General features: G+C 67.3%; 30 protein-coding genes and 1 pseudogene. 13 read left to right on the plus strand and 18 right to left on the minus strand.

Translation table 11 applies throughout. The features are described 5' to 3' along the window. Positions 1–38 precede the first annotated feature (38 nt). From EV645_RS15635 to EV645_RS15675, 9 genes are all read right to left on the minus strand, one after another. A complete protein-coding gene (locus EV645_RS15635; RefSeq protein WP_242000529.1) occupies positions 39–1,058 on the minus strand; it encodes a LacI family DNA-binding transcriptional regulator in 1,020 nt (339 codons plus the stop codon). A gap of 6 nt (positions 1,059–1,064) precedes the next feature. Further along, positions 1,065–2,198 carry a glycoside hydrolase family 99-like domain-containing protein gene (locus EV645_RS15640; RefSeq protein ID WP_157997074.1) on the minus strand — a complete coding sequence of 378 codons (1,134 nt, stop codon included), beginning with the start codon at positions 2,196–2,198 and terminating at the stop codon, positions 1,065–1,067. A 17-nt stretch (positions 2,199–2,215) separates the two neighbouring features. Next, positions 2,216–3,004 (minus strand): carbohydrate ABC transporter permease, encoded by a 789-nt coding sequence (locus EV645_RS15645; RefSeq protein ID WP_130444351.1) that lies wholly within the window; start codon positions 3,002–3,004, stop codon positions 2,216–2,218. Positions 3,005–3,008: 4 nt separating this feature from the next. Next, positions 3,009–3,884 carry a carbohydrate ABC transporter permease gene (locus tag EV645_RS15650; protein ID WP_157997075.1) on the minus strand — a complete coding sequence of 292 codons (876 nt, stop codon included), beginning with the start codon at positions 3,882–3,884 and terminating at the stop codon, positions 3,009–3,011. Further along, positions 3,884–5,203 (minus strand): ABC transporter substrate-binding protein, encoded by a 1,320-nt coding sequence (locus EV645_RS15655; RefSeq protein WP_130444355.1) that lies wholly within the window; start codon positions 5,201–5,203, stop codon positions 3,884–3,886. The genes EV645_RS15650 and EV645_RS15655 overlap by 1 nt, the downstream gene beginning before the upstream one ends. 102 nt (positions 5,204–5,305) lie before the next feature. Beyond that, complete coding sequence (locus EV645_RS15660) at positions 5,306–5,509, minus strand: DUF7489 domain-containing protein (RefSeq protein ID WP_130444357.1); 204 nt, start codon at positions 5,507–5,509, stop codon at positions 5,306–5,308. 38 nt (positions 5,510–5,547) lie between these two features. Beyond that, positions 5,548–6,219 carry a DsbA family oxidoreductase gene (locus EV645_RS15665; protein ID WP_130444359.1) on the minus strand — a complete coding sequence of 224 codons (672 nt, stop codon included), beginning with the start codon at positions 6,217–6,219 and terminating at the stop codon, positions 5,548–5,550. After that, a complete protein-coding gene (locus tag EV645_RS15670; protein ID WP_130444361.1) occupies positions 6,216–6,686 on the minus strand; it encodes a pyridoxamine 5'-phosphate oxidase family protein in 471 nt (156 codons plus the stop codon). The genes EV645_RS15665 and EV645_RS15670 overlap by 4 nt, the downstream gene beginning before the upstream one ends. A gap of 9 nt (positions 6,687–6,695) precedes the next feature. Further along, positions 6,696–7,514, minus strand: a complete 819-nt coding sequence (locus tag EV645_RS15675) for a phytanoyl-CoA dioxygenase family protein (RefSeq protein ID WP_130444363.1) — start codon at positions 7,512–7,514, stop codon at positions 6,696–6,698. A gap of 71 nt (positions 7,515–7,585) precedes the next feature. Here EV645_RS15675 and EV645_RS15680 point away from each other — a divergent pair, with 71 nt between their 5' ends. Then, positions 7,586–8,422: a helix-turn-helix transcriptional regulator gene (locus EV645_RS15680; RefSeq protein ID WP_130444365.1), complete on the plus strand. Its 837-nt coding sequence runs from the start codon at positions 7,586–7,588 to the stop codon at positions 8,420–8,422. On the opposite strand, the gene EV645_RS15685 is transcribed toward EV645_RS15680, so the two are convergent. The 3 genes from EV645_RS15685 to EV645_RS15695 are packed head-to-tail and all read right to left on the minus strand — an operon-like array spanning position 8,400 to position 10,662. Further along, entirely contained in the window at positions 8,400–8,798 is a 399-nt protein-coding gene (locus EV645_RS15685) for an MAPEG family protein (RefSeq protein ID WP_130444367.1), read from the minus strand. The genes EV645_RS15680 and EV645_RS15685 overlap by 23 nt on opposite strands. After that, complete coding sequence (locus EV645_RS15690; RefSeq protein ID WP_130444369.1) at positions 8,795–9,757, minus strand: ATP-grasp domain-containing protein; 963 nt, start codon at positions 9,755–9,757, stop codon at positions 8,795–8,797. Before EV645_RS15690 ends, EV645_RS15685 begins: the two co-directional genes overlap by 4 nt. Then, the gene (locus EV645_RS15695; protein ID WP_130444371.1) at positions 9,754–10,662 is read right to left on the minus strand and encodes a glutamate-cysteine ligase family protein; all 909 of its coding nucleotides are present in this window, start codon (positions 10,660–10,662) and stop codon (positions 9,754–9,756) included. The genes EV645_RS15690 and EV645_RS15695 overlap by 4 nt, the downstream gene beginning before the upstream one ends. Positions 10,663–10,721: 59 nt before the next feature. Between EV645_RS15695 and EV645_RS15700 the strand changes: the two genes are divergently transcribed. Continuing rightward, positions 10,722–11,225, plus strand: a complete 504-nt coding sequence (locus tag EV645_RS15700) for a MarR family winged helix-turn-helix transcriptional regulator (protein ID WP_130444373.1) — start codon at positions 10,722–10,724, stop codon at positions 11,223–11,225. Here the strand turns inward: EV645_RS15700 and EV645_RS15705 are convergent. After that, positions 11,189–11,770, minus strand: coding sequence for an ArsR/SmtB family transcription factor (locus tag EV645_RS15705; protein WP_130444375.1), 582 nt, complete (start codon positions 11,768–11,770; stop codon positions 11,189–11,191). The genes EV645_RS15700 and EV645_RS15705 overlap by 37 nt on opposite strands. A 58-nt stretch (positions 11,771–11,828) precedes the next feature. Here EV645_RS15705 and EV645_RS15710 point away from each other — a divergent pair, with 58 nt between their 5' ends. Beyond that, positions 11,829–12,398: a dienelactone hydrolase family protein gene (locus EV645_RS15710; protein ID WP_130444377.1), complete on the plus strand. Its 570-nt coding sequence runs from the start codon at positions 11,829–11,831 to the stop codon at positions 12,396–12,398. A gap of 62 nt (positions 12,399–12,460) precedes the next feature. Here the strand turns inward: EV645_RS15710 and EV645_RS15715 are convergent, their stop codons facing one another. Continuing rightward, the gene (locus EV645_RS15715) at positions 12,461–13,891 is read right to left on the minus strand and encodes an MFS transporter (protein WP_198681649.1); all 1,431 of its coding nucleotides are present in this window, start codon (positions 13,889–13,891) and stop codon (positions 12,461–12,463) included. 185 nt (positions 13,892–14,076) lie between these two features. Between EV645_RS15715 and EV645_RS15720 the strand changes: the two genes are divergently transcribed. The 6 genes from EV645_RS15720 to EV645_RS15745 all read left to right on the plus strand — a co-directional run bounded on the left by EV645_RS15720 (position 14,077) and on the right by EV645_RS15745 (position 19,238). Continuing rightward, positions 14,077–14,724, plus strand: coding sequence for a TetR/AcrR family transcriptional regulator (locus EV645_RS15720; protein ID WP_198681650.1), 648 nt, complete (start codon positions 14,077–14,079; stop codon positions 14,722–14,724). Then, on the plus strand, positions 14,721–15,863 hold the full coding sequence (locus EV645_RS15725) for an NAD(P)/FAD-dependent oxidoreductase (protein WP_198681651.1): 1,143 nt from the start codon (positions 14,721–14,723) through the stop codon (positions 15,861–15,863). The genes EV645_RS15720 and EV645_RS15725 overlap by 4 nt, the downstream gene beginning before the upstream one ends. 27 nt (positions 15,864–15,890) lie before the next feature. Continuing rightward, entirely contained in the window at positions 15,891–17,087 is a 1,197-nt protein-coding gene (locus EV645_RS15730) for a cytochrome P450 (RefSeq protein WP_130444381.1), read from the plus strand. Between the two features lie 11 nt (positions 17,088–17,098). Continuing rightward, a complete protein-coding gene (locus EV645_RS15735) occupies positions 17,099–17,293 on the plus strand; it encodes a ferredoxin (RefSeq protein ID WP_130444383.1) in 195 nt (64 codons plus the stop codon). A gap of 492 nt (positions 17,294–17,785) precedes the next feature. Then, complete coding sequence (locus tag EV645_RS15740; RefSeq protein WP_130444385.1) at positions 17,786–18,130, plus strand: VOC family protein; 345 nt, start codon at positions 17,786–17,788, stop codon at positions 18,128–18,130. Beyond that, complete coding sequence (locus EV645_RS15745) at positions 18,120–19,238, plus strand: epoxide hydrolase family protein (RefSeq protein WP_130444387.1); 1,119 nt, start codon at positions 18,120–18,122, stop codon at positions 19,236–19,238. Before EV645_RS15740 ends, EV645_RS15745 begins: the two co-directional genes overlap by 11 nt. A gap of 81 nt (positions 19,239–19,319) precedes the next feature. Here EV645_RS15745 and EV645_RS43170 read toward each other — a convergent pair. Next, positions 19,320–19,760: pseudogene (locus tag EV645_RS43170) on the minus strand (GNAT family N-acetyltransferase); the annotation flags it as partial. A 6-nt stretch (positions 19,761–19,766) separates the two neighbouring features. Between EV645_RS43170 and EV645_RS15755 the strand changes: the two are divergent. Then, entirely contained in the window at positions 19,767–20,258 is a 492-nt protein-coding gene (locus EV645_RS15755; protein WP_198681652.1) for a winged helix-turn-helix transcriptional regulator, read from the plus strand. Here the strand turns inward: EV645_RS15755 and EV645_RS15760 are convergent. Further along, positions 20,255–21,130, minus strand: a complete 876-nt coding sequence (locus EV645_RS15760; protein ID WP_242000440.1) for a helix-turn-helix domain-containing protein — start codon at positions 21,128–21,130, stop codon at positions 20,255–20,257. The genes EV645_RS15755 and EV645_RS15760 overlap by 4 nt on opposite strands. Positions 21,131–21,301: 171 nt before the next feature. Here EV645_RS15760 and EV645_RS15765 point away from each other — a divergent pair, with 171 nt between their 5' ends. Then, on the plus strand, positions 21,302–22,132 hold the full coding sequence (locus tag EV645_RS15765; RefSeq protein ID WP_130444391.1) for an SAM-dependent methyltransferase: 831 nt from the start codon (positions 21,302–21,304) through the stop codon (positions 22,130–22,132). 49 nt (positions 22,133–22,181) lie between these two features. Here the strand turns inward: EV645_RS15765 and EV645_RS15770 are convergent, their stop codons facing one another. Both EV645_RS15770 and EV645_RS15775 read right to left on the minus strand, forming a co-directional pair. Beyond that, complete coding sequence (locus EV645_RS15770; RefSeq protein WP_130444393.1) at positions 22,182–23,258, minus strand: RICIN domain-containing protein; 1,077 nt, start codon at positions 23,256–23,258, stop codon at positions 22,182–22,184. A 107-nt stretch (positions 23,259–23,365) separates the two neighbouring features. Next, positions 23,366–23,920, minus strand: a complete 555-nt coding sequence (locus EV645_RS15775) for a helix-turn-helix domain-containing protein (RefSeq protein WP_130444395.1) — start codon at positions 23,918–23,920, stop codon at positions 23,366–23,368. A gap of 69 nt (positions 23,921–23,989) precedes the next feature. Here EV645_RS15775 and EV645_RS15780 point away from each other — a divergent pair, with 69 nt between their 5' ends. Beyond that, on the plus strand, positions 23,990–24,676 hold the full coding sequence (locus EV645_RS15780) for an AzlC family ABC transporter permease (RefSeq protein ID WP_130444397.1): 687 nt from the start codon (positions 23,990–23,992) through the stop codon (positions 24,674–24,676). After that, positions 24,673–24,993 (plus strand): AzlD domain-containing protein, encoded by a 321-nt coding sequence (locus EV645_RS15785; protein WP_130444399.1) that lies wholly within the window; start codon positions 24,673–24,675, stop codon positions 24,991–24,993. Before EV645_RS15780 ends, EV645_RS15785 begins: the two co-directional genes overlap by 4 nt. Positions 24,994–24,996: the final 3 nt, after the last annotated feature.

The following is a 24,996-nucleotide window of genomic DNA, read 5'->3' on the forward strand; positions in this document are numbered from 1 at the left end:
GGTACCCCCACCTACACCGGTCTGTTCAGCAGTCGGAGCTAGCTCCGTGGGATCGTCGACGCGCGGACGACCAGCTCCGGTGTGAAGGTGATCTGGCGGTGTGGGCGGGACGGGTCGTCAGAGGTCTCGAACAGCAGCCGCGCCGCGGATTCGCCGATGTCGTGGGCCGGTTGGCGGATCGTCGTCAGCGGTACGACGGCCAGCTGCGCCTCGCCGATGTCGTCGTACCCGACGACCGCGATATCGCCGGGGACCGACCAGCCGTCCCGGATGAGCTTGTTGACGATCGCGATCGCGATCATGTCGTTGCCGCAGAGGACCGCCGTCGGTCGCGGCCGCATCGCCGTGATCAGGTCGGCCAGCTCGCTGCGTTCGCGGATCGTCCGGCCGACGGCATCGGCGCGTTGCAGCAGCGCGGGGTCCTCGCCGGCCGCCTCGATCGCGAGCATCGCGCCCTCGTAGCGGGCCTTCAGGACCAGATCGCCGCCCGGGCCGCCGGCGAACAGCACACGCCGGTGGCCCAGGTCGAGCAGGTGCTTCATCGCGAGGAATCCGCCGCGGTGCTGGTCGACGATGACCGCGGACGACGTCAGCGCCATCCCTTCGTGCCCGAGTACGACGATCGGCGTACCGATGGACTCGAGATCGCCGAGGTCCGGCGGCTCCGCGGTCGCCGACGCGATGATCAGGCCGCCGGCCCGCATCTCGGCCAGGTTGCGCACGTACACGCCCTGGCGCACCGGATCGCCCGCCGTGTCGCAGTACACGAGCACGAACCCGCGGCTGCGCGCGACGTCCTCGACCCCGCGCGCGATCTCCGTGAAATAAGGGTTCGCCGCGTCCGGGACGAGCAGCCCGAGCGTGTGCGTGCGGTTCCCCCGCAGCGTGCGTACGGCGCGGTTGGGGACGAACCGGGTCTCCTCGATCGCGCGGTCGATCCGCTCGCGGGTCGCCTCGGCCACCGTCTTCGTGCCGTTGATGTAGTTGGACACGGTGCCGATCGATACGCCCGCGAGCGCGGCGACGTCCTTGATCGTGACGTTCTTCGCCAAATTCATCTCCAACTAACTGAATACATCCCGGATCATCTCGAGGAACCCGTAGCCATTGTGGCTGTCGGGGAGCAGCGCCGAGCCCTCCGTCCACTCGTTCCACGCGTTCACGGTGATGATCGGATGCGGTTGACCGTGCCGTTCGAGGAACGACTTCGCCATCAGCAGCCCCTCCCTGAACTCCTCGGGCGACGGATCGAACGTCGTCGTCCACGGGTACCGGCCACCGACGAACACACGATCCTGGGCGGTCCGCGGCGACGCGTCCCACCCGACCGTCACATTCGGATAGAACGGTACGGCGAGCTCCGCGGCGTACCGCTCGTACTCCGCGAACGCGGCCGTCCGCAGCGGGCCGATCTCGGCGCGCGGGAACTCGAACCGGCCGAGATCGGCGTGATGGACCCAGACGTACGACGTCGCGGACCGGAAACCGAGCTTCCGCACCAGCTCGGAGGGATTGTCGAGCGTGATCGCCGCCGGGAGTACGCCGACGCCCCAGATGACCGCGTCCAGATGAAGCCCTTCGAAGCCCGCCCGGCGCGTCTGCTCGTCGAACCACAGCAGCGCGTCAGCCGTCTCCTCGACGCCGCCCAGGCCGACGATGAGGTTGCCGAGCTCGTAGATCGTCAGCCACGGCCGGCCGTCGATGGTCAGGTAGTTCGGGCGCGCGAAGTACGTGTCGATGACGTGCCTGGCGAGCTTCTCGAAGGCGGCGCGATCGATCGCACCGTTCTTGAGCCGCCGGGGAGAATCGTTGGCCGGATCGTCGTGCGGAAAGATGTTGACCAGCTCGTGGTTCGCCCACATCAGCGCGAACGTGATGTCGTCGCTGTTCCGCGCGGCGAGCAGTCCGTCGTCGAGGGCGCCCTGGAGATAGGGCCCGTCGTCGTACCAGTAGTAGTCGACGAGAAAGCCGTCGACGCCGTACTCCTTGGCGATGCGGATCTGATGTTCTGCCGCGGCCGGGGTCGCCTCGTCGAAACGCCCATCAAGAGGAACGCGTGGTTGCCGGTGCCCGTCGAAGCGTGGCTTCGCGGCCTCGAGCAGTTTCCACTCGTCCCAGTCCTGGCCGAACCACTTCGCGTTCCGCGGATCGGCGTGCCAATCCGGGAAGTAGTACGCGAGTATCTTCGGTCGATCCATCGATGAGGCTCCTTGATTCATTTGACCGCACCGGCCGAGATACCGGTACGGAAGGTCTTCTGCAGGACGATGAAAATCACCACGACGGGCACCGAGATCAGGATGTTCGCGGCGAAGATCTTCGGGGTGTCGACCGCGCGCTCACTCTGGAAGTACGTCGGAACCTGCGTCAGCACCTGCAGATCGGTCGACTGGATGAACAGCAGCGGCAGCAGATACTCGTTCCACGCGGCGAGGAACGTGAAGATCGCGACGACGGAGAGAATCGGCCGGCAGATCGGCACGAGGATCTGCCAGAAGAACTGCCACGAATTCGCCCCGTCGAGCCGCCCGGCCTCATAAAGCTCGGCCGGCAGCCCGCGAATGTAGTTGCTGCTGACAAGCACTCCGAACGGTATCGAGATCACCGTCAACGGGATGATCACCGACCAGTAGGTATCGAGCAACCCGATCGCCTGAACGACGTAGTACAAGGGAACGACGAGCGCGATCGCAGGCAGCGCGAGCCCGGTCAGAATGACGACGGCGCCGACCGGCGAACCGCGCGGCCGCAGTACGGCGAAACCGTACGACGCACTGAGTCCGAGGAACATGACGAGTACGACGGTCGACACCGAGACGATCAGGCTGTTCGCGAAGAATCGCAGGAACGGCGTCGACGACAGGACGATCCCGTAGTTGCTGATTCCCTCGCCGGCAAGGGATTCCTTGACGATCAGTACGAGCGGGACGACGAGCACCACGAGTGCGACAAGCACGAGGAGCTGGCTGAGGATCCGCCCGGGCAGTCTCTGGAACTGGAACATGTCGCTACTGGCTTTCGCTGGTCGAGAGGCGGACCTGCAGGATCGAGAAGACGAGCGCGATCAGCACCAGCACGATCGACAGCGCGGCGCCGTACCCGGCGTGGAACTGCGCGATCACCTGCTTGTAGATGTAGCCGGTCAGCACCTGCGTCGTCGTACCCGGACCGCCGCCGGTGGTGAGGAAGACGAGATCGAACATCTTCAGCGAGCTGATGAAGCCGAGCACGATCAGCACGAGATGGGATCCGCGGAGCATCGGCGCGACAACCGTCGTGTTCAGCTGCCACGTCGTCGCGCCGTCGATCCGGGCGGCGTCGAACAGCCCGCGATCGATCTGCCCGATCGCGGCGTCGTAGATCAAGAAGCTGTAGCCGGTGTACTGCCAGACGTTGATCAGGATGATCGTGCCGAACGCCGTCTTCGGGTCGGCCAGCCACGCCTGGTCGAAGCCGTTCAGCCCGAGGCTCTGCAGCAGGTGGTTGAACCCGCCGTCCGGCGTGAGCAGGATGCGGTACGACGTGGCGACGACCGCCGGAGCGAGCACGACCGGGACGAACACGAGCGTCCGCAGCAGGCCGCGCAGGTGCACCTTGGTCCGCACCAGGATCGCCAGCGCGAGGCCGAAGGTGAGCTGGATCGCGACCGTGGCGACCGCGAAGACGAGCGTGTTGCGCAACGACTGCCAGAAGACCGGATCCTGCAGCAGCTTCGAATAGTTGGCTCCGCCAACGAAGTCGGTCGGCGAACCCACGCCCGACCAGTCGAACAACGAGTAGAACGCGTTGGCCGCGATGCCCGCGTGGATCACGCCGACGACGAGGATCAGCGCGGGCAGCGCCCACAGGTAGTCCGACAGCGCGAGCGGGCGGTGACCCTGCACTACCGGCTCACCGATTTCGAGGCGGACTCGACCTTCTTCAGTGCGTCCTCCGGTGACGTCGTACCTGCTGCCACGGCTGACAAGGCGTCGCCGAGGGCGGTGGTCAGGTCGCTGTACGGGATCTGCCGCGCGCCGATCAGGTCGGTCAGCGAATGCTGCTGGCGCTCGATGTCTGCGACCTGCGTCGGGTTGATGACGTCGGTGGTCGCGACCTTGACGGAGGTGATCGCCGGGATGTTTCCGCCCGCTGCCTGGATCTTCTGACCGTCACCAGCGGTCAGGAACTCGAGGAACTTGAAGGCAGCGTCCTGCTTCGACGACTTCGCCGAGACCGCGAATCCGTTGTCCGGCCCGCCGAACGGCTTTGTCGGCTCGCCGCCGGTGACCGGCGCGGGGAACGGCGCGGACAGGAACAGGCCGTCGATCTTCTTCGTCACGGTCTTCTGCGCGTCGGTCTGCCCGGTCTTCGTCATCGTCGCCGGCGTGTTCCAGGTTCCCAGGGCAATGAACGCCGCCTGGTCCGACAGGAACGTGGTCTGCGCATCCGGGTACTCCGTGGCCGCGGTCGCGCCGGCCGGGATGATCCCGCTGGTGAACAGGTCCTTCCAGGCGCTCATGGCCTGCACGAACTCCTGGTCAGTCCACGACGCCTTGCCCTGGATGGCGTCGTACACCCTGCCGGGCGCGATGCTGTTGATCAGCGACAGGTACACGTCGGTGTTGACCCACGCGTCCTTGGCGCCGTGCGCGAGGCACTTCAGGTTGTGGGTCTTGAGGGTCGCGCAGACCTTCTTCCACTGCTCGAAGTCGGTCGGTACGCCGAGGCCGTACTGGTCGAGGATCTTCTTGTTGTAGTAGATGAGCCCGGCCGCTGACATGTACGCCGGAAGCGCGACCTGCTTCTTGTCGAGCTGCAGCTGGCTGAGCCCCTCGGGGTTGAACTTGCCCGCCCAGTCCTTGCCGAGATCCTTGGCGGCACGGTCCTCGACCGGGACCGCGAGCGGACCGAAGTTCGTGGTCAGGTCGCCGGGCTGGACCTGGAACACGTCCGGGCCCTTGTCGGACGACAGCCCCGGCCGGAGCGCGGTGACGTAGTCGTTGTAGGCGTACTGCTTGTACGTGACCTTGATCTGCGGGTTCGCGGCCTCGAAGTCCTTGATCGCCTGGACGTTGTTGAAGGCGTTCCAGCCCCACCAGGTCAGCGACACCGGACCGCTCTGCGCCTGCTCCTTCGACCCTGAGCCGCAGGCGGCGAGGCCGGCCGCGGCGAGGGCGATGACCGTCAGAACGGTGGCCCTCCTCGTTCCTGAGCGATACATCCCGAGCTCCTTGAGTGAAATGTTTCAACCGCCTGCGATCGTAGCCAGCGGGTAATTTCACTGTCCAGAGTGCGACCGGATTCGGCCAATCAATGAATCATTTCACCGACGAACCGGGTCCGCGCCGGCCTCCTTGCTCACCCGGTCGCCGACCTCGAGCTGCTTCCACAGGTCGCGGGGCACCTTGACGTTCTGCTTCTCGCCGCCGTCGAGCTGGACCTCGAGCCTGCGGTACAGGTTCGAGCCGTCGAACATCGCCCGCGACTTCTTCACGACGACCCCGCTCCAGGCATCCTCGTTGGCCATCAGTACTCCTTCGATCACGGTGAGTGGTCGAGCCGAGCCTAGCCCGCGGCAAGGTTCAGGAGTCGGTCCGGCCAGCTGGGGTCGGTGGCCTCGGCGATGGGGTAGCCGGAGGCCCAGCGGCCTTCCCAGTGGACGTCGATGCCGGGGTTGTGAACGGCGCTGCCATCGGGAAGGAACAGATGCGGACTGCCCTGTACGGCGTCCGTGACGGCGACCGCGTGATCGGCCATGACCTCGGAGCGCGCCCGACCGTCGTCGAGGGCAGTGGCCAAGGCGGCGGCGTCGACCGAATCGACCTCGGCGGCGATCTCGAGGATCACCTGGCGGTGGCCGATCGGCTGGGACTCGAACCAGAATGCCCGGCGGAGCGCGGCATCCAAGTCCTCAGATGCCTGCAATCCTTGGGCTTTGGCCGCATGCACGGCTTCGGCGGCGAGCAGCACGGTCGACGGGTAGGTCCAGTCCGGCTGCGTCCACAGCCGGAACCCGATCTCCGGCGCCAGCTGTCCGAGCCCGACCGCCTCACTGTCCGTGCCCGGTCGCGAGTGCGGCCCGTTGAACAGTTCGAGCGCGAACGTGTGGTGATCGAGCCGCACTGCATCGTCCAGTCCGAGCTTCGTCCGCGCGGTCCGCAGGCGGTAGATCGCCACGTGCGCGAACGGGCACAGCAGGTCCGACCACACCTGGATCGTCCCGGGTGCGACGTTCACGCGTCCTCCTGGTGGTCGGCACCGGCCGGGTTGTTCGTGAAGTGCTCCGGCCGGATCAACACCGCCGTACGCCGGTCCGCGACCATCTCGCGGTCGTACTCGTCGAGGTCCGGATGTACGCCGCCGGCCGCCGCGTAGATGTCGCGCAGCAACATCCGCAGGCGCTCCGCGTCGACCCCCGGCAGCGGATCGTCCGGCCCGGCCAGCTCGACCGACCCGGTGACGCCTATCCACTGCCAGCCCGCGCGGAACACCAACGTCGCCTGCGGGGTCCGCCGCAGATGCGTCAGCTTCGCGGTGTGCCCGCGCGCGACGAACGCCACGATCGGCTCGCCCGTCAAGGGATGGTCGAGTACGCCGGCGTTGACCACCGAGGCGGCCGGTTCGCCGGACCGTCGCTGCGTGATCGCCACCGCCAGATAGTGATCCTGCCGCCCGAGTTCGTTGATCCGCTCAAGTCCTTGCATGCCACGAAGCTAACGGACCGTGGTCCGGTTATCAAGTGGCCAGAGCGTCGGCTGGATCGCCGGGTCCGTGTAATCCGGGTCGGGGTTCTGCCGGACGAGCGTGTCGTTGGGATGAGCCGATCCGGGACGCCAGCGGTTGCTCGCCGGCTGCAGGTGAATCGCGATCGACCGGCGCGGCGCCGTACTCAGATTTGCCGAGCTCCCGTGAACGGTCCGGCAGTGATGGAAGCTGACCTGCCCACGCTTCATCCGCGGTACGACGGGCGTCGGGTCGAACCCCTGCGCCGCGATCGACGCCTCCAGTCCGGCGTTGTCCTGCGAGAAGAAGTCGAGCCCGGTCACGGACCACCGATGGCTGCCGGGCAGGAATCCGACCGCCCCGTTCACCTCGTCCACGTCGTGGAACCCGACCCACGCGGTGAGCATGTCGTCCGACGTACACGACTGCCAGTACTGCCGATCCGTGTGCCACCCGACCTTCGCCGAACCACCCGGGGGCTTGAAGAGCAACTGGTCATGCCACAACCGGATCCCGTCCGCATCGGACAATGCGGCCGCCGTCGCACCGATCGCCGGGTGCCGTACCAAGGCGGCCAACTCATCAACCCGCAAGGACGAGTAGTCGTTCTTCCGGAGTACGTCGCCGTCCGCCGGCTGCCACCCTCGCGTCGCAGGCAGATCGGGCAGCGTGTGGTCGTGGTCGCCGGCGTAGAACCGCTCCATCCCACGCTCAGCAGCATCGAGTACTTCGGACGGCACGATCACCGGCGAGATCCAGTAGCCGTGCTCGCGGAAGAAGGCGAGGTCGTCTGCTCCAGGTAGCTCCATGCGGACCAATCTAGAAATCGAGCGACCGGTACGGCGTTGCCGATGTTCAGGCAACTGGACACAATCTTCAGGTGTCGTTGCATCGGCCCAGTGGGCTCCGCGCCGGATTCCACGCCGAGGGATTCGCGGGGGAGAGCGGTCTGCTGCATGCGGGCGAGCAATGGGTGCCCGAGCAGTTCCTGATCGAACCGCACGAGCATCCCGTCTGGGAGATCTACCTACAGCAGCACGGCAGCACCCACTGGGTTGCCGGTGGCGAGAGCTACGTCCTCCACCCGGGGTATCTCTTCGCCGTACCTCCCGGTGTCACTCACCACCTGGCCGGCCGTTCCGGCAACCACCACTTCTACTTCGCCGCGATCGACCGCGAACCCGTCGTACGACGCCAGCCCGCGCTCGCGCTGCCCTGGCCGAAGACCGTCGTACATCGGGAAGCGGGTGAGCTCACGCACGCCTTCGCACAACTGGTCCGCGAGGTCACCACCCGCTACGAGTACGCCGACACCGGGCTGACGCTCGCGGTCGACCACCTGATGCTCGCGGTATCGCGGTGTCTCGCGCCGGCCGCCGTACCGCAGCTTGCGATGCACCCGGCGGTGCGGACCGTGAAACGTCTGCTGGACCAGGAGTTTCACGAGCGGTGGACGCTCCGGGAGTTGGGCGATCGCACCGGGCTCGCACCGGCGTACCTGGCCGAGCTGTTCACCACCGAGCTCGGCCAGCCACCCCACCGGTACCTCAACGAACGCCGGATCGAGCGCGCCCGCCAACTCCTCGAGACCAGCGCCATCACGATCACCGCGTTGGCCGTCAGCCTCGGGTTCAGTTCGAGTCAGCACTTCGCTCGCGTATTCCGTCAGCTCACCGGGACCACCCCGACGGCGTTCAGATCGTCACCAGCGCGGTGACGCCCAGCGCGATCCCGACGAGGTAGGTGCCCATGGCACCGACATCGCGGAGCGGGCCGTGGGTCGCGAGACTGCGCGAGGTCAGCATTCCGAACGCGTGCACGTACCGGACGAACACGGCGGCGATCGCGAGGACGTCGACCGCCCAGCTGTCCGACAGCACCGAACAGACCAGCAGCAGCACGATCATCGTCGGGATGTACTCGGCGGCGTTGCCGTGCGCGCGGATTGCGATCAGTAGCTTGTCGGACGGGTCGCTGGGGAGTTGGTTGCCCGCGCCGCGGAGGGCCCGGTTCCGGCTGACGTTGGCGCCGAGCACGAACAGCAGGATGCCCATCAGGGCGATGCAGACGATGGTGATGGTGTCGAGGTTCATACGAGTACTCCTTCGAACAAACGGCTCACGATGGTTTGACTGAGTTGGGTCCCGAGCAGGGCGTCGGTCTTGTGCATGCCGCCCGGGCAGGTGACGTTGACCTCGATCAGCCGGCCGCCGATCACATCGAGACCGGCGATGGCGAGGCCGTGCTTCCGCAGGACGGGTCCGAGGGCGGCGACGATCGCGTGATCGTCCTCGTCCAGTTCGGCCGGCGCGACCGGCGGTCCGATCCGGAAGTCGTCGACGGCCGGTCGGCGAAGTACTGCGCCGACGATGTCGCCGTCGAGCAGGAACAACCGTTTGTTGCCATGTGCAACATCTGACAGATATTGCTGGGCGATCACCAGCCGTCGCCCGCCGTGGCTCGCCGACTCCAGGAGTGCGACCGCGCCCTGGTCGTCGTGCACCAGCCACACGTCGAGTCCCGCGAACCCGTCGACCGGTTTGACCACCGCCGTGCCGACGCGTGCGACGAACGATCGCAATTCTGTGGGATCCGCACCGACGTAGGTCGGCGGACAGAGCTCGGGGAAGTGCAACGCGATCAACTTCTCGTGCATCGCCCGGATGCCTTCCGGCCGGTTGATCACCCGCGTACCGGCCTGCTCGACCAGATCCAGCAGGTACGTCGTGTGCAGGTACCGCGGATCAACCGGCGGGTCGATCCGCAGATGCACCAGGTCGAGCGACGCAACATCGACAACGGCGCTCTCGACCTCATCCCACCAGGTCGCATCGACAATCCACCGATGGTCACCCCCGATCGCCTGCCGCGGCCGAAGCCGAATCCGCCGAGCACGAGCCCGCACCCGCTCGTCGACAACCGCAAGCTCCTCCGGCCCACAACACCAAACCTGGAACCCCAGCCCCTGAGTCGCGCTCATCAAGCCGACACTCGCGTCGATATCCCCGACCAACCCGGCCAGCGGATCAGTAACAAATAGAACGCCGCTCATGCCGCCACCTCCTGCAGGGCAGCTGCCAGACCGGTCGCGGCAGTCCGCCAGTGCTCGGCCAGGTTGCCCCGCTCGGTCTCCAGTGCGCGAAGGACGCTTCGGCGGTGCGCGTCGTCGTACATCAAGCCACCGAGTACTGCGACCGCGCGCTCGACGCCCACCGAGTTCTGGGCGTCGAGGAAGCGGACCTCGAGGTAGCTCCCGCGTGGCCGAACCGGCGGGAACAGCGTCGTCACATGCCCGGCCGCTCCATCGACGAACTGCGCGGCTCCCGCGGCGAAGTCGGTGTACGCCGCGACCGGGTCATCCCCGCGAAGCATCCGGTCGTCGAAGCCGGTGCGAGCCGGATCGACCTCCAGCCAAGTGCTCAACCGCCTGCCATCGCGCGCAAACGCCGTCGCCAGGAACGGCCCGGCGAGATTCAGTACCCGCCACTGCTCGATCCCCGCCGCGCCCGGCCACCAGTCCAGGCAGATCTGCGTCGACGCGGTACGCCGCATCATCCGCCGCCCCGCCGGTCCGATCGTGTCGAAGTGCCGCTGCATCGCGACGTACCGCTCAGAGGTCAGTTGCAGCGGGACATCTGTCCGCGGATCTACCGGGATCGTCAGCAGGCCGATGCCTTCACGGCCCAGCCGACTCCGCAGATCCGCGGTCAGCACCTCCAGGTCCCCGACCGGGTCGGGCGACGGCGGCAGGCTCAGCTCGAGCTGGCCGCCCGGTTCGAACGTGATGTACGGCGCTGCGATCGCGTCCGCGGCGGCCCGCCGTACCCGCTCGATCGGGACCACGCCGCCGCCCGCGTCGGCGACCACGTACTCCTGCTCGACCGCGACCCGGACCGTCCGACGGCGTCCCCGCGTGAACAGGCCCGCAACCACCGGGTGAAGCTCCATGGCATCCATCGGGCCCTCCCTGATACCGTAAGGTTTCCTGTCGAAATATTGGAAGGTATCCTTACGACATGTCAAGAGCTGAGGTGCCGCGACCTGACCGGAAGCCGTTGATCGCGCTGGTCGAGCGAGCCAATCGGGCGCTGCAGTCCGACATGGTCCGCCGGGCTCATCTCGACGGTCATACCGAAGTGAAGATGGCCCACAACTCGGTCTTCGGCTTCCTGCACGCCGAGGGTGCCCGGGCCGCGGACATGGCGGTGCGGGCAGGGATCACCCGGCAGTCGATGGGTGAGGTGATCCGCGACATGGTCGCGCTCGACCTGCTGGAGATGCGCTCCGACCCGGACGATCGCCGGGCGAAGGTGGTCACCTACTCCGAGCACGGACTGGCCGTCGCCGGCGACGGCTTCCAGCATCTGATCGACCTGGAGGCTCGCTTCGCCGAGGAGTTCGGCGAGCACGAGTACGCCGTGGCCCGCGATGTCCTGGCCCGTGTCGTCGAGGTCCTCGATCGGGTCTCAGCCGAACACGAGGCTCAGATCTCGTCGTCCGTCGGCGGCAAGGTCGGGTAGTCGACGATCGGGTAGAGGCCGACGGTGAAGCCGTACGTCGTGTCGCCCGACCGGGGGAGCTGGTCGAAGTCGTGCACCAGTGCGGCGACCTGCTGCCAGAACTCGCTCGCACGGTCGGCGGGGATCCGGGCGTGCCGGATCAGCGAGAACATCTCACCCGCGTCGTACGCCGGTTTGGACTCCTCGGCCGCGACCTCGAAGTCGTTGAAGTCGTGCGGCAGCATCCCGTCCTGCCCCTGCCGGCCGAGTCCGACGTAGAACATCCGCGCCGCGCGGCCGTAGAACCGCTCCTCGATCGCCCGCACCCGCCGGGTCCGGACGACCCGGAGGATGCCCGCGTCGGTCAGCACCTTCACGTGGTGCGCGACCGTGCTCTTCGGCCGGCCGACCGCGGTCGCCAGCTCGGTCACCGTCGCGGCCCGCTCGTGCAGCAGTCCGAGAATCGTCGTCCGCAACGGGTCGCTGATCGCCCGCACCTGCTCCGCGGTGGTCAGCTCGACGGTGTCCGCGAGCTCGTAATCGGGGACCGAACTGTTGATCGACATGATCCGAATAGACTAGCATCGCGGATTGTTCGAGATATCTGGATCATTGGAGCCGACGATGGCTGAGATCGTTCTGTACCACCACTCGCAAGGCCTGACGGACGGGGTGAAGGCGTTCGCCGAGGAGCTCCGGCAGGCGGGGCATACCGTCCACACACCGGACCTCTACGAAGGCAACACGTACGCGACCATCGACGAGGGCATGGACTACGCGCGGACGACAGGCTTCGACAAGATCGCGGAGCGCGGCGTCGAGGCGGCGCAGAAGCTGCCCGCGAACGTCGTGTACGCCGGCTTCTCGCTCGGCGTCGTACCCGCCCAGCAGCTCACGCAGACGCGTCCGGGAGCCGTCGGCGGGTTGTTCTTCTACTCGTGCCTGCCGGCGGAGGAGTTCGGCGGCTGGCCGGAGGGCGTACCGGCTCAGGTGCACGCGATGGAGGAGGATCCGTTCTTCGCCGAGGAAGGCGGCGACATCGACGCCGCCCGCGCCCTGGTCGCAGCCAATGGTTCCGTGGAGCTGTTCCTGTACCCCGGCAAGGAGCACCTGTTCGCGGACTCGTCGCTCCCCGGCTACGACGAGCCCGCGGCCAAACTCCTGATGCAGCGCACGCTGGACTTCCTGGCCTAGGGGCCGATGGCGGGTTGTTTTGCCACTGCCGCGCTACAACCCGCCATTCGGTCAAGAACCCGCTAGCCGGCGACGGCCTCCGCCTCGACCGCGGCCGGGGCCTCCGCCGGGCGGCGGGTGGGGATGAAGGATGCGATGGCGAGTGCGGCGAGGGCGGCGCCCGCGCCGATCAGTAGGACGGTGCGGAAGCCGCTCTGCGAGGGCAGGGTGTAGCCGCCGAGGCTGATCGTCAGGTTAGCCAGGATCACGCCGGCGACCGCGCTGGAGACCGACGTTCCGATCGAGCGCATCAGCGTGTTGAAGCTGTTCGCGGCCGCGGTCTCCGAGACGGGTACGGCGGCCATGATCAGCGCCGGCATCGCGCCGTACGCCAGGCCGATGCCGGCGCCGATCAGCAGCGAGACCAGCACCAGCTCCCAGACCGAGCCCATCAGCACACTGCCGACGGCGTACCCGGCAGCGACCACGACGGCGCCGAGCATCAGCGTCACCTTGGGGCCGCGGGTCTTCGAGATCTTCGCCGAGAACGGCGCGGCGATCAGCATGACCAGGCCCGACGGGCCCATCACCAGACCGGACGCGAGCATCGACTGGCCGAGTCCGAAACCAGTTGCCTTAGGCATCTGCAGCAGCTGCGGCAGGACCAGCGACATCGCGAACATCGCGAACCCGAACACCATCGACGCCAGGTTCGTCAGCAGCACCTGCGGGCGAGCCGTCGTCCGCAGGTCGACGAGCGGCTCGCTGGTACGGCGTTCCCACCAGCCCCACGCGAGCAGCGCGACGACGCCGAGGACGAACAGGCCGAGCGTCCGGCCGCCGGTCCAGCCCCAGTCGGCGCCCTGAGAGATTGCCAGCAGTAACGAAATCAGGCCGATCGACAGGCCGAGCCCGCCGAGCAGGTCGAACCGGCCGCCGGAGCGTACGGACGACTCCGGGACGAATCGCAGTACCAGTCCGAACACGATCACGCCGAGGCCGGCCGACAGCCAGAACAGCGTGTGCCAGTTGAAGTTCTCGGCGAGCAGCGCTGCCAGCGGCAGGCCGAGCGCGCCGCCGACGCCGAGCGAAGCGCTCATCTGCGCGGTCGCCGTACCGAGCTTGTCGCTCGGCAGTTCGTCGCGCATGATGCTGATGCCGAGCGGGATTACGCCCGCGGCGAAGCCCTGCAGGGCGCGGCCGGCGATCATCGGCACGAGTGAGCTGCTCAGCGCGGCGACGACGGAGCCGGCTACCAGCATGCCGATGCTGATCAGCAGCATCCGGCGCTTGCCGTACATGTCGCCGAGGCGGCCCATGATCGGGGTCGCGACCGCAGCCGCGAGCAGGGTCGCGGTGATCGCCCAGGCGGTCCCGGCGGCCGACGCGTTCAGCAGCCGCGGCAGCTCGGGAACCAGCGGGATCACCAGCGTCTGCATCAGCGCGACCGTGATACCGGCCGAGGCGAGCACCGGCACGACGGCACCGGGACGCACGGTTGGAGCAGCGGACATCATCAGCCTCCGAGGCAGCGAAAGATAGTTGGTTTGTGCAACTAGACGTTAAGTCAGGCAGTTGACTTAAACAAGTCTCCGAGGCAAGCTGGAAGGGAAACCACACGGAGGTGATGCCCAGTGACCGACAGTGACACGACCTCGCTGCCCGTCGGCGGGCTGCGGGACGTAAGGGTGATGTGGTGATGATGATGTCGAAGACGGATCGGTCCGCGAGGGTGAATGCGACTCGGGATCTGATCCTTGCGACGGCCGAGCGGATGTTCGCCGAGCGCGGCGTGCACGAGGTGTCGAACCGGCAGATCAGCGAGGCGGCCGGGCAGGGCAACAACACGGCTGTCGGGTACCACTTCGGGACCAAGACCGACCTGGTCCGGGAGATCGTGCGCAAGCATGCGCTTCCGGTCGAGGAGCGGCGCCGCGAGCTGATCGCGGAGCTCGGCGCGGATCCCGATGTCAGGGACTGGGTGACCGTGCTGGTCCGGTCGGCGACCGACCACATGAGCAGCTTGGGTCCGCCCAGCTGGCTCGCGCGGTTCAGCGCCCAGCTGATGTACGACCCGTCGCTGCGCGAGATCCAGCTCCAGGAGTCGCTGAACTCGCCGACCCTGCAACGTGTCATCGAAGGGCTCGCCGAGCATCTCGCGGAGCTTCCGCCGGCGGTTCGGAGGGAGCGCGGTGACATGGCCCGGCATCTGATCATCCAGATGACCGCCGAGTTCGAGCGGGCGCAGGCCGAGGGTACGCCGACGGCGCGGGCGACCTGGCAGGAGATGGCCGACGGTCTGATCGACGGCATCGTCGGGCTGCTGACCGCACCGGTGACTTCGTGAGTGTGCTCGTGGTGGGTGCTTCCGCGGCCGGCCTGACGACCGTGGAAGCCCTGCGACGCAAGGGATATCGCGAGCCGATCACGGTCCTCGGCGCCGAGTGGCACCCGCCGTACGACCGCCCGCCGCTGTCCAAACAGTTCCTCTGCGGCGACTGGGACGAGGCCCGGACCCGCCTTCGCCCCGACACGATGCTGTCGGCCCTCGACGCCGAGTTCGTCCTCGGCGACTCTGCCGTCTCGCTGGACGCCGACCGCAAGCTGGTCCAAACCGCCGCCGGCCGCTCGCTGACGGCTGATGCGGTCGTCATCGCAACCGGCCTGACACCACGCAGCCTCCCCGGCCCGGACCTACAAGGCGTGCACGTCCTGCGGACGCTCGATGATGCTGCCGCGTTGCGTAAGGATCTGGTGGAGAGCGAGCGGCTGGTCGTCGTCGGGGATGGCGTGCTCGGCGCTGAGGTTGCTGCGACCGCACGCAGGCTCGGCCTCGCTGTCACGCTGGCAGGTCCCCAGGCCACGCCTCTGGAGGCTCAGCTTGGCCCGACAGTTGGAGGTTTGCTCAGCGAGCTGCATAGGGCGCAAGGCGTCGACCTTCGTCTGGGTGCAGCGGTGACTGGGCTGAGGGCGGTGGACGGCCGGGTGAGCGGCGTACAGCTGGCTGATGGCGACGTACTGCCTGCGGACGTGGTGGTCGTGGCGTTGGGCGCGGCGCCGGCGACCGAGTGGCTGGAGGGGAGTGGGCTCCGGCTCGACAACGGGGTCGTGTGTGACGCGAACTGCCGGGCCGCTGATGGGATCTACGCCGCCGGTGATGTGGCCCGGTGGCAGCACGACGATTCCCTTGTGCGGTTGGAGAATCGCACCAACGCGACCGAACAGGCCATCTGCGTCGCCGGCAACATCCTCGGCGACCACCAGCCCTACCGACCGATCCCGTACTTCTGGACCGACCAGTTCGCCGTGAAGATCCAGGTCCACGGCCGCCCGTCCGCCGACGCCGAGGTGACCGTTGCTGAAGGCAACGTAGCTGACGGCCGCTTCATCGCCCACTACCACCGCGACGGTCGCCTCGTCGCGGTGCTCGGCTGGAACCTGCCGAAACAGACCCGCGTGCACCGGGAGCACCTCGTGCGCGCGTAATGCAACGCCTCTCTGGGGAAGGATTGTATGACTACTCCGGTTTATCCGATGACCCGGGCAACAGGTTGCCCGTTCGACCCGCCGCCGCAACTGCGCGAACTGCAGGAAGAAGCGCCGCTGGTCCAGGTCGACATCTTCGGCCGACCCGCCTGGTTGGTGACGCGGTACGACGACCAGCGTGCACTGCTCGCCGATCCGCGACTGAGCTCCGATGTGACGACGCCGGGGTACCCGAGTCCGACCGGGCAGCCGCCGCGCAAGGACGGGGTCGGGATCGGGTTCATCCTGATGGACGATCCGGAGCACGCGCGGTTGCGGCGGATGGTGACTGCGCCGTTCATGATCAAGCGGATCGAGGCGATGCGCTCCGGCGTACAGAAGATTGTCGATGGGTTGATCGACGATCTGCTGGCCGGGCCGAAGCCGGTGGATCTGGTGGAGGCGTTCGCGCTGCCGGTTCCGTCGCTGGTGATCTGCCAGCTGCTCGGTGTCCCGTACGCGGACCATGACTTCTTCCAGCAGAACAGCAAGATGCTGATCAAGATGACCGCGACCCCGGAGGAGCGCGCCGCGGCACACGGCAACCTGGCGTCGTACCTGAACGATCTGGTCGGTGAGAAGCTGGAGAACCCAGGTAACGACCTGCTGTCCGGGTTGACCGAGCGGATCCGGTCCGGCGAGCTGACTCGGCAGGACGCGGCCGGGATCGGGGTGCTGCTGCTGATCGCCGGGCACGAGACCACCGCGAACATGATTGCCCTCGGCACCCTTGCGCTGCTGGAACATCCGGAGCAACTCGCCGTACTGCGGGAGACCGACGACCCGAAGCTGGTTGCGGGCGCGGTCGAGGAGCTGCTGCGGTACCTGAACATCACGCACAACGGCCGGCGCCGCGCGGTGCTCGAGGACATCGAGCTGCACGGGCAGGTGATCAAGGCCGGCGACGGTGTGATCCTTCCGAACGACATCGCCAACCGGGATCCGTCGATGTTCTCCGACCCGGACACGCTCGACGTGCACCGGGACGCGCGACGGCATGTCGCGTTCGGGTTCGGCGTACATCAGTGCCTCGGGCAACCGTTGGCGCGGATGGAGCTGCAGGTCGTCTACAGCACGCTCTACCGCCGGATCCCGACGCTGCGCCGGGCCGTCGAGCTGGACGAGATCCCGTTCAAGCACGACGGCGCCGTGTACGGCGTCTACTCGCTCCCCGTCACGTGGTGAAAGGACAACCGATGAAGATCATCGTCGACCAGGACAAGTGCGTGGCGTCCGGCCAATGCGTCACCGCAGCCGCCGACGTGTTCGACCAACGCGACGAGGACGGCATCGTCGTACTCCTCACCGACAACCCACCGGAAGACCTGGCCGCCGACGTACACCAGGCCGCCGCGGTCTGCCCGGCCCTCGCCATCGTCGTCGAGGACTGATCAGCCGAAGGCAGCTGCCTTCCGGTCGGCCCACACGCGGAAAGTGCGCGCGCAACTGTCCGGCCCAGCCGAGCGCGTTGGAGGCGAACGTGTCGGCTCGCAGGATCGTCCACTCGAGCCCGGATGCGCGTACGGCGACTTCGAGGTCGGAGTGCAGCCTGGTGATCGGATCAGTGTCCGGTCCGAAGCGCACTGCGGACGACGACAGGTAGACGACGCGTCGGGCGTGCTGCGCGATCTTACCGAGGGTCGCCTCGGCGCCGTCGGCGGTCAGGAACGGCCAGATGAGGAAGACCGTGTCGACGGTCTGCAATGCGGCGGTGAGGGTCTCCGGTTCGGCGAGGTCGGCGCCGGATCCGTGGGTGAGGGTTCGTGCCTCCGGGAGGAGGGCGGTCAGCTCACGGCCGACGTTTCCGGTGGCGCCCGTCAGGAGGATCATGCTTGCGGCAACTCGGCCCAGCGGTGTCGGTATTCCCGAGTATCGTGTCGGAGATGATCAACGGAGCGCATGTGATGATCTACAGCACGGACGCCGCGGCGGATCGGGCGTTCTTCGCCGACGTGTTGGAGTATCCGTCGGTGGACGCCGGGCAGGGGTGGCTGATCTTCAAGTTGCCGCCTGCCGAGGTGGCGGTGCATCCGGCTGAGGTTGGGTCGCATGAGTTGTTGCTGATGTGCGACGACCTCGAGCAGACGATGGCCGAGATGAGCGGCCGTGGGGTGGAGTTCGAGGCGGTCGAGCGGATGCGGTGGGGTGTGCTGACGGCGTTCCGGCTGCCTGGTGGTGGCCGGGTCGGGTTGTACGAGCCGCTGCACCCGCGGGCGAATGATCTCTGAGTTCCAGATCGCGGTGCCGGACGCGGAGGTTGTCGCGCTGCGGGAGCGGCTCCGGCAGACTCGTTGGCCTCGGCAACTACCTGGAGACGGGTGGGATCGCGGCGTCCCGGTCGATTACCTGCAGCGGGTCGCGGAGCGATGGGCGGCGTACGAGTGGCGTGTCTGGGAAGCGCGGCTCAACGGGTATCCGCAGTACACGACCGAGATCGATGGGCAGAGGATTCACTTCCTGCAGGTGCGATCGCCGGAGCCGGACGCGTTGCCGTTGGTGCTGACGCACGGTTGGCCCGGGTCGGTGGCGGAATTCCTCGACCTGCTGGGGCCGCTGACCGACCCGGCGGCATACGGCGGGAATCCGCGCGACGCCTTTCACGTCGTCGCGCCGTCCGTACCGGGGCACGGCTTCTCGCTCCCGTTGCAGGACGGCTGGAACCACGGGCGGATCGCGCGTGCCTGGGCGGAGTTGATGAGCCGGCTCGGATACGAGCGGTACGGCGCGCAAGGTGGCGACACGGGATCGGTCGTCTCACCGCTCCTCGGTCAGCTCGATCCGGAGCATGTGGTCGGCGTACATATCAACGGCGGGCTGGCGTTTCCGGAGGTCGAGCCAGGTGATGTCCAGACCGAGGTGGAGCGAGAGCGATTGGCGGCGGCTGAGCGGTTGCGTGCAGTTGGGACCGGGTACGCCGACCTGCAGGGGACTCGGCCCCAGACGGTCTCGTACGGGTTGAGTGATTCGCCGGTCGGGCAGTTGGCGTGGATTCTGGAGAAGTTCTGGGAGTGGACCGATCCGGAGCATGCGCTGCCTGAGAGGGCGGTCGACCTCGACCACCTGCTCACGGATGTGTCGATCTACTGGTTCACCAACAGCAGCGCGACTTCCGCCAACCTGTACTACGAGAATCGCCGCGCCGCCGAGGACATCCGGCCGAGTGTGCCGACGGGCGTCGCGGTCTTCCCGACGGATCCGGCCATCCGCCGAGTCCTAGACCGCCGGCACCACGTCGTCCATTGGTCGGAGTTCAGCCGTGGCGGTCACTTCGCGGCCCTCGAGGCGCCCGACCTGCTCGTCGACGACATCCGGGCGTTCTTCCGGCTGGTCCGGTAGGCGGGCCGGCGCGACGAACGTCAGCAGCGTGCCGTCGCGTTCAACACTGGCATCCGGCCAGCGACGACGAACCATCTGGATCGAACGTTCGTTGGCCGCACCGATGACGAAGAGAAAATGCTTCGCGCCGGATGCGATCGCGTCCGCGGCGGCGATCGCCAGCATCCGGATCCCGAGCCCGCGGCGCTGATCGTCCTCCGCGATGACGGCTGCGAGCTCGGCCGTCGACTCACCCGGCGCCCAGGCCCACATCGCGTGGCCGACGATCGTGTCCTCGCGCGTTGCCACGAAGGCCGCGCCGGTGGGGCACAGCAGGCGTAGCAGCAGCGCCGCGCGCGGCGGCGAGCCGATCGCGGTCTGGAAGCGGAAGTAGCGGCTGAGGTCGGTCAGCCCCGACAGCATCCTGGCCAGCTCGTCCGCGTCGGGTTCGCCGGCGCGACGGACGAGTGGCGGCCTCGCCTGAGTCTGGTTCACGGATTCAGCGTTACCTGCTTGGCTGAGTCTGTCAAGTGGACTTATCATGAACCCATGAGTACGGCAGTCAGCGAGCAGATGCCCGAGGCGATGAACTGGTCCACGGAGAACTGCACGATCTCCCGGGTGATGGAGATCCTCGGCGACAAGTGGACTTTTCACCTCCTCCGCGAGGTCTTCGTCGGCGTCCGACGGTTCGAGGACATCCGCGCCCGGGCGGGGATCCCGCGCCAGGTCCTCACCGAGCGCCTCGCCGCGCTGATCGAGCGCGGCCTGATCCGCCGCCACCCGTACCGGCTGCCCGGACAGCGAGAGCGCTCGGAGTACCGGTTGACCGAGGCCGGGCTAGACCTCTACCCGGTGCTGGTGGCAATGATCCAGTGGGGCGATCAGTACCTGCCGCTCGCAGCCGGCGCGCCGATCGAGCCGCGCCATCGCGGCGACTGCGGCGAACGTGTCACCGTGACCATGCACTGCGAGGCCGGCCACGACCCAGGCCCTAGGGAAGTTGCCTTCCGCCCCGGCCCGGGCGCCCAGCGGCGCTAGGGCAAACGCTCGATCGCCTGACGGATCAGGTTTTCGGTTTCGCGGGGCTGGGCGGCGGTGATCGAGACGGCGTCCATCGTGACGACGTACGTGTCGAGTTCTTCGCGCTTGTCCAGGTAGACCGCGCTCGTCAGGTGCTCGATGTAGACGATGTCCGGAAGGTCGGCGTCGTTGAAGCGGAGCAGGGTGAACGCGCCGCCGGTCGCGGTGTAACCGCCCTTGGAGAACGGGATGATCTGCAGCGTGACGTTGTGCCGCCGCGACGCGTCGATCAAGTGCTCGAGTTGGGCTCTGAGGATTGCCGGGCTGCCGATCGGACGTCGCAGTACGGCCTCGTCGATGACTGCCCACAGCCGCGCGGGTCGTTGCCGCGTCAGCACGTCCTGGCGGCTCATTCGCAAGGAAACAAGGCGATCCTGCTCGGCCCGCGACAACGGGACGTCCTGCCGGCCGAGCTGCATGACGGCCCGCGCGTACTCCGGTGTCTGCAGCAAACCCGGGACGAACTGCAACTCGAACGTACGAATGAGATCGGCTGCCATCTCGAGCCCGAGATAGGAGTGGAACCACTGCGGCGTGAGGTCGTCGTACCGTTGCCACCAGCCCGGGCTGTTGGCCTCGCGGGCCAATGTCAGCAGGCGATCGCGCTCGACCTCGTCCTCGACCTTGTAGAGCGTCAGCAGGTCGTCGACGTCGCGCACCTTGAACCCGACCCGGCCGAGTTCCAGGCGGCTGATCTTGGACTCCGAGCCGCGGATCGCCCAGCCCGCATCGGTGCGGGACACGCCCGCGTTCTCACGGAGCCGGCGCAGGTGCACCCCAAGCATGATGCGCAGGGCGGTCGGACCGCCGTACGCGCCCGGCTCGGTCACCTCATGCCTCCCAGCCGCTGTCCCCGTGGTGTCCCGATGCAACAGCTGATCATTTCACAACAGATAGTGACCTCGTCCACCCCGACGCGCAGATACGGTGTGTCCAACGGGTCCTACGGTCAGTAGAGTCGGGCTCACAGATTTCCGACCACTCTCTGCGAGGTCCACCCGATGCCCGATGCCAAACAGGCACCCAGTTCGATCCCGGTCGGCGTCGACACCAGTCGGGCCAGCATCGCCCGGGTGTACGACGCCTTCTTGGGCGGCAAGGACAACTTCGAGGTCGACCGCGAGGTACTGCGTGGGGTCCAGGCCGCCGCGCCGCAGGCCCAGGACCTGGCCTGGTCGAACCGGAACTTCCTGATCCGCTCGTGCCGGTTCCTGGCCGGCCAGGCGGGGATCACGCAGTACCTGGACTGCGGATCCGGTCTGCCGACCGCCGAGAACACCCACCAGGTCGTGCAGCGGATCCAGCCCGAGGCCAAGGTGCTCTACATCGACAACGACCCGGTGGTGCTCGCGCACGGCCGCGCGCTGCTCGAGGAGAACGAGAACACGCTGTTCGTCAGCGCCGACATCTTCGAGCCGGACGAGGTGCTGAGCAAGCCCGAGGTGCGTGACTTCCTCGACTTCAGCCAGCCGATCGCCGTGATGCAGGCCGGCACGCTGCACCACTACATCGGCACCGAAGGTGCGCAGATCATGCAGAAGTACGTCGACGCGGTGGTGCCCGGGTCGTACACGGTGATCTCGCACTTCTACGACCCGGAGACTCCGGAGCACACCGCGGTCGCCCAGAAGATGGAGGAGAAGTTCATCCACAGCCCGATGGGCAGCGGTAGGTTCCGCACCCGCAAGGAACTGATGGAGTTCTTCCCCGATCAGGAGCTCGTCGCGCCGGGCCTGGTGCTCTGCGACGACTGGTGGCCGGACGGTCCGCGGCTCAAGCCGCTGAACCAGGTCGAGGAGTGCATCGTCGGCGGGGTCGGCCGCAAGATCTAGTACGCCGTGACGCCCGGGACCGTTCGCCGGTCCCGGGCGTCGTGCTGTGTCAGAACGTCCAGCGCTGCGCCGCGGAGTTGTTGCACGAGGCAACGGTTACCGGATTGCCCAGGGAACCCGGTGCGGTCAGGCACAGGCCGTTGGCGCGGATGGTTCCGTCACCGGGCTGGGTCCACTGCTGGTTGGCGCCGCCGTGGCAGTTGTAGAGGATCGCGGCGCCGGCTTGCGTCGCGCTCGAGTCGAGACAGCTGAACTGGGCGTGGAACGTCTTGTTCTCCGCATGTACCCAGTTCTGGTTGTCGCCGCCGGTGCAGGTGTACAGCAGGATCGTCGTACCGTCCGAGCCGGAGACGTCCAGGCAGCCGCCGCTGCCGCGGATGTCGCCCGAGGCCGAGTTGCCGAGCCCGTTCTCCTGGACGGCGGTTGATCCGTTGAGCGTGACTTGGCTGTCTGCCGCACAGCCGGTGCTTTCCGAGCTGCCGGTGAAGTGCGCGGTGAGACTGCCGCTGGTCGGCAGGTTCATCGTCAGCTTCGAGTACGGCTCGTCGTCGCAGGTGGCCTTGTCGTTGTTCCAGTCGAAGTACTCGGTCCAGCTCACCATTCCCGACGTACTGATCGTGTTGCCGGAACCGGTTTGCAGGCTGCCGAGTTTGAACGACGTACCGGCGGTGAGGTCGCGGACGGTCACGCCGTACCAGCCGCTGCCTTCGCTGGCGACGGCGAACGCGTAGGTGTGGCCGGGGGTCGGGGCTCGGTCGAGGCGGCAACTACCGCCGGTGCCGTCCTCCTGGAACTTGATGCAGTAGGTGCCGGCGTCGCCGACGCGCATGTCGGTGGAGTTCCAGAGCGAGTAGAGGAACATCCCGCCGCCGTCGCGGTGGGTCTGCATGCCGGTGTACCCGCCGACGTCGCCGCCGGTGAAGTCGAACTGGTTGGACCAGTAGACGTTCGCGCGCCCGGGCGAGTTGTTGATCGTCATCCGGAACTCGGCCTGCGTGAGCGATGCGGTGTCGAACGTGTAGTTGACGTAGGTGCCGGGCGTGACACCGATCGCCGAAGCGCTACCGGGAACGAGAGCGGCGGCGAGGCCGAGAAGGGCGCAGAGCAGTACGGACTTGAGTCTCATCGGGGGTCTTACCTCCAAGCGAAGTGGGGCGGACTTCGACCAGAGAGCTCTCTCGACTTGATGATGCGCAGACGTGCGCGGAGATGTCCAGAGGTGAGCGGTTAACGTTACACATGCTCGGAAACGAGCGTGGCTGCTGTTCCTTCTTCGAGGGCTTGGAAGATGTGGGGGAGGTCGCCGGGGTAGGCGATGTAGTCACCGGGGAAGAGTTCGATCGGGTCGTCGGTGGGGCCGACGAGGGCTCGGCCGGAGCCTAGGACGACGTGTTCGACGACGCCGGGCATGTGGGGCTCGGACTGACGGCCGGGGCCGGGGGACGCGACGATGCGATAGATGTCGCGGCGGGCGTTCGGTGGGCTGGAGGCGACGAGGGTGGCGCTGTAGTCGGCCTGGTCGGAGTAGATCGCGGGGCCTTCACCGGCGCGGATGATCTGGACCTTCGGGCGCGGCGGGTCGAGCAGCGCCGCGAACGGGGTGTCGAGCGCAACGGCCAACGCCCACAGGGTTTCCACGCTGGGGTTGCCGGTGCCGGACTCCAGTTGCGACAGCGTGGACTTCGCGACGCCGGCGCGTTTCGCCACCTCGGTCAGGGAGAGCCCGGTGCGGGCCCGGTGCCGGCGCAGGGATGCGGCGATCACGTCCAGTGGTGCCCTGTTGTCCATCGCGTGTTCGCTCCATCGGTCTAGTTGTTCGGCTTGACGAACGGCGGATCGTTGTTCATCATAATGCCCATGCGTTCGATCTGGCGAACACTCGACCGTGGGCTCGCCCGCGACATCGGCCTGGTCTGCCTGGCCGACGGTGTCGTGGGCCTCTCGTACGGCGCGATCAGCGTCGGCGGCGGGCTGCCGTTGTGGGTGCCGATCCTGCTCTCGATCGTGGTCTTCGCGGGCGCGTCGCAGTTCCTGTTCGTCGGGATCGTCGCCGCCGGCGGGAGCCCGATCGCGGCGATGATCGCGGGGCTGCTGGTCAACACGCGGCACATCCCGTTCGGTCTGGCGGTCAGCGATGTGATCGGCGGCGGGTGGCGGCGGTTCGCGGGCAGTCACGTGATGACTGATGAGAATGTCGCGTTCGCGATGGGGCAGGACGAGCTGGAGCAGAAGCGGGCGGCGTACTGGGCCGGCGGCATCGGCATCTTCATTTGCTGGAACATCGGCGTGGTCGTCGGCGGGCTGGCCGGGTCGGTGATCACCGACACCGACGCGTTCGGGCTCGATGCGGCGTTCCCGGCGGTGCTGCTTGCGTTGGTGTTGCCATCGTTACGGGATCGGTCGACGCGTACGGCGGCTCTTGTCGGCGTGCTGGTCGCGTTGGCGACGACGCCGTTCTTGCCGGCTGGGCTTCCCGTGCTGTGTGCGTTGGTGGGATTGCTGTTCTATCGGGCGCCGAAGGGTGCGTTGGAGGTGAGTCGGTGAACACCCCAGTGCTGCTGGTGGGGATTCTGGTGCTTGCTGTGGGCACCTTTTCGCTCAGGTTCGCCGGACCCGCGTTGCGGAGTCGGTTTGAGGTGCCTGAGCGGGCGCAACAGCTGCTGGCGGTGGCCGCGATCGTGTTGCTGACGGCGTTGGTCGCCACGTCGGCGTTGATGGATGGGCACGGGCCGGCCGGGGTCGCGCGGCCGGCGGGTGTTCTGGTCGGCGGCGTACTCGCTTGGCGGAAGGCGCCGTTCGTGCTGGTTGTGGTGGCTGCTGCCGCGACTGCGGCCGGGCTCAGGTTGCTCGGCGTACCGTAAGCA

Source organism: Kribbella rubisoli (genome assembly GCF_004217145.1).
GTDB lineage: Bacteria > Actinomycetota > Actinomycetes > Propionibacteriales > Kribbellaceae > Kribbella > Kribbella rubisoli.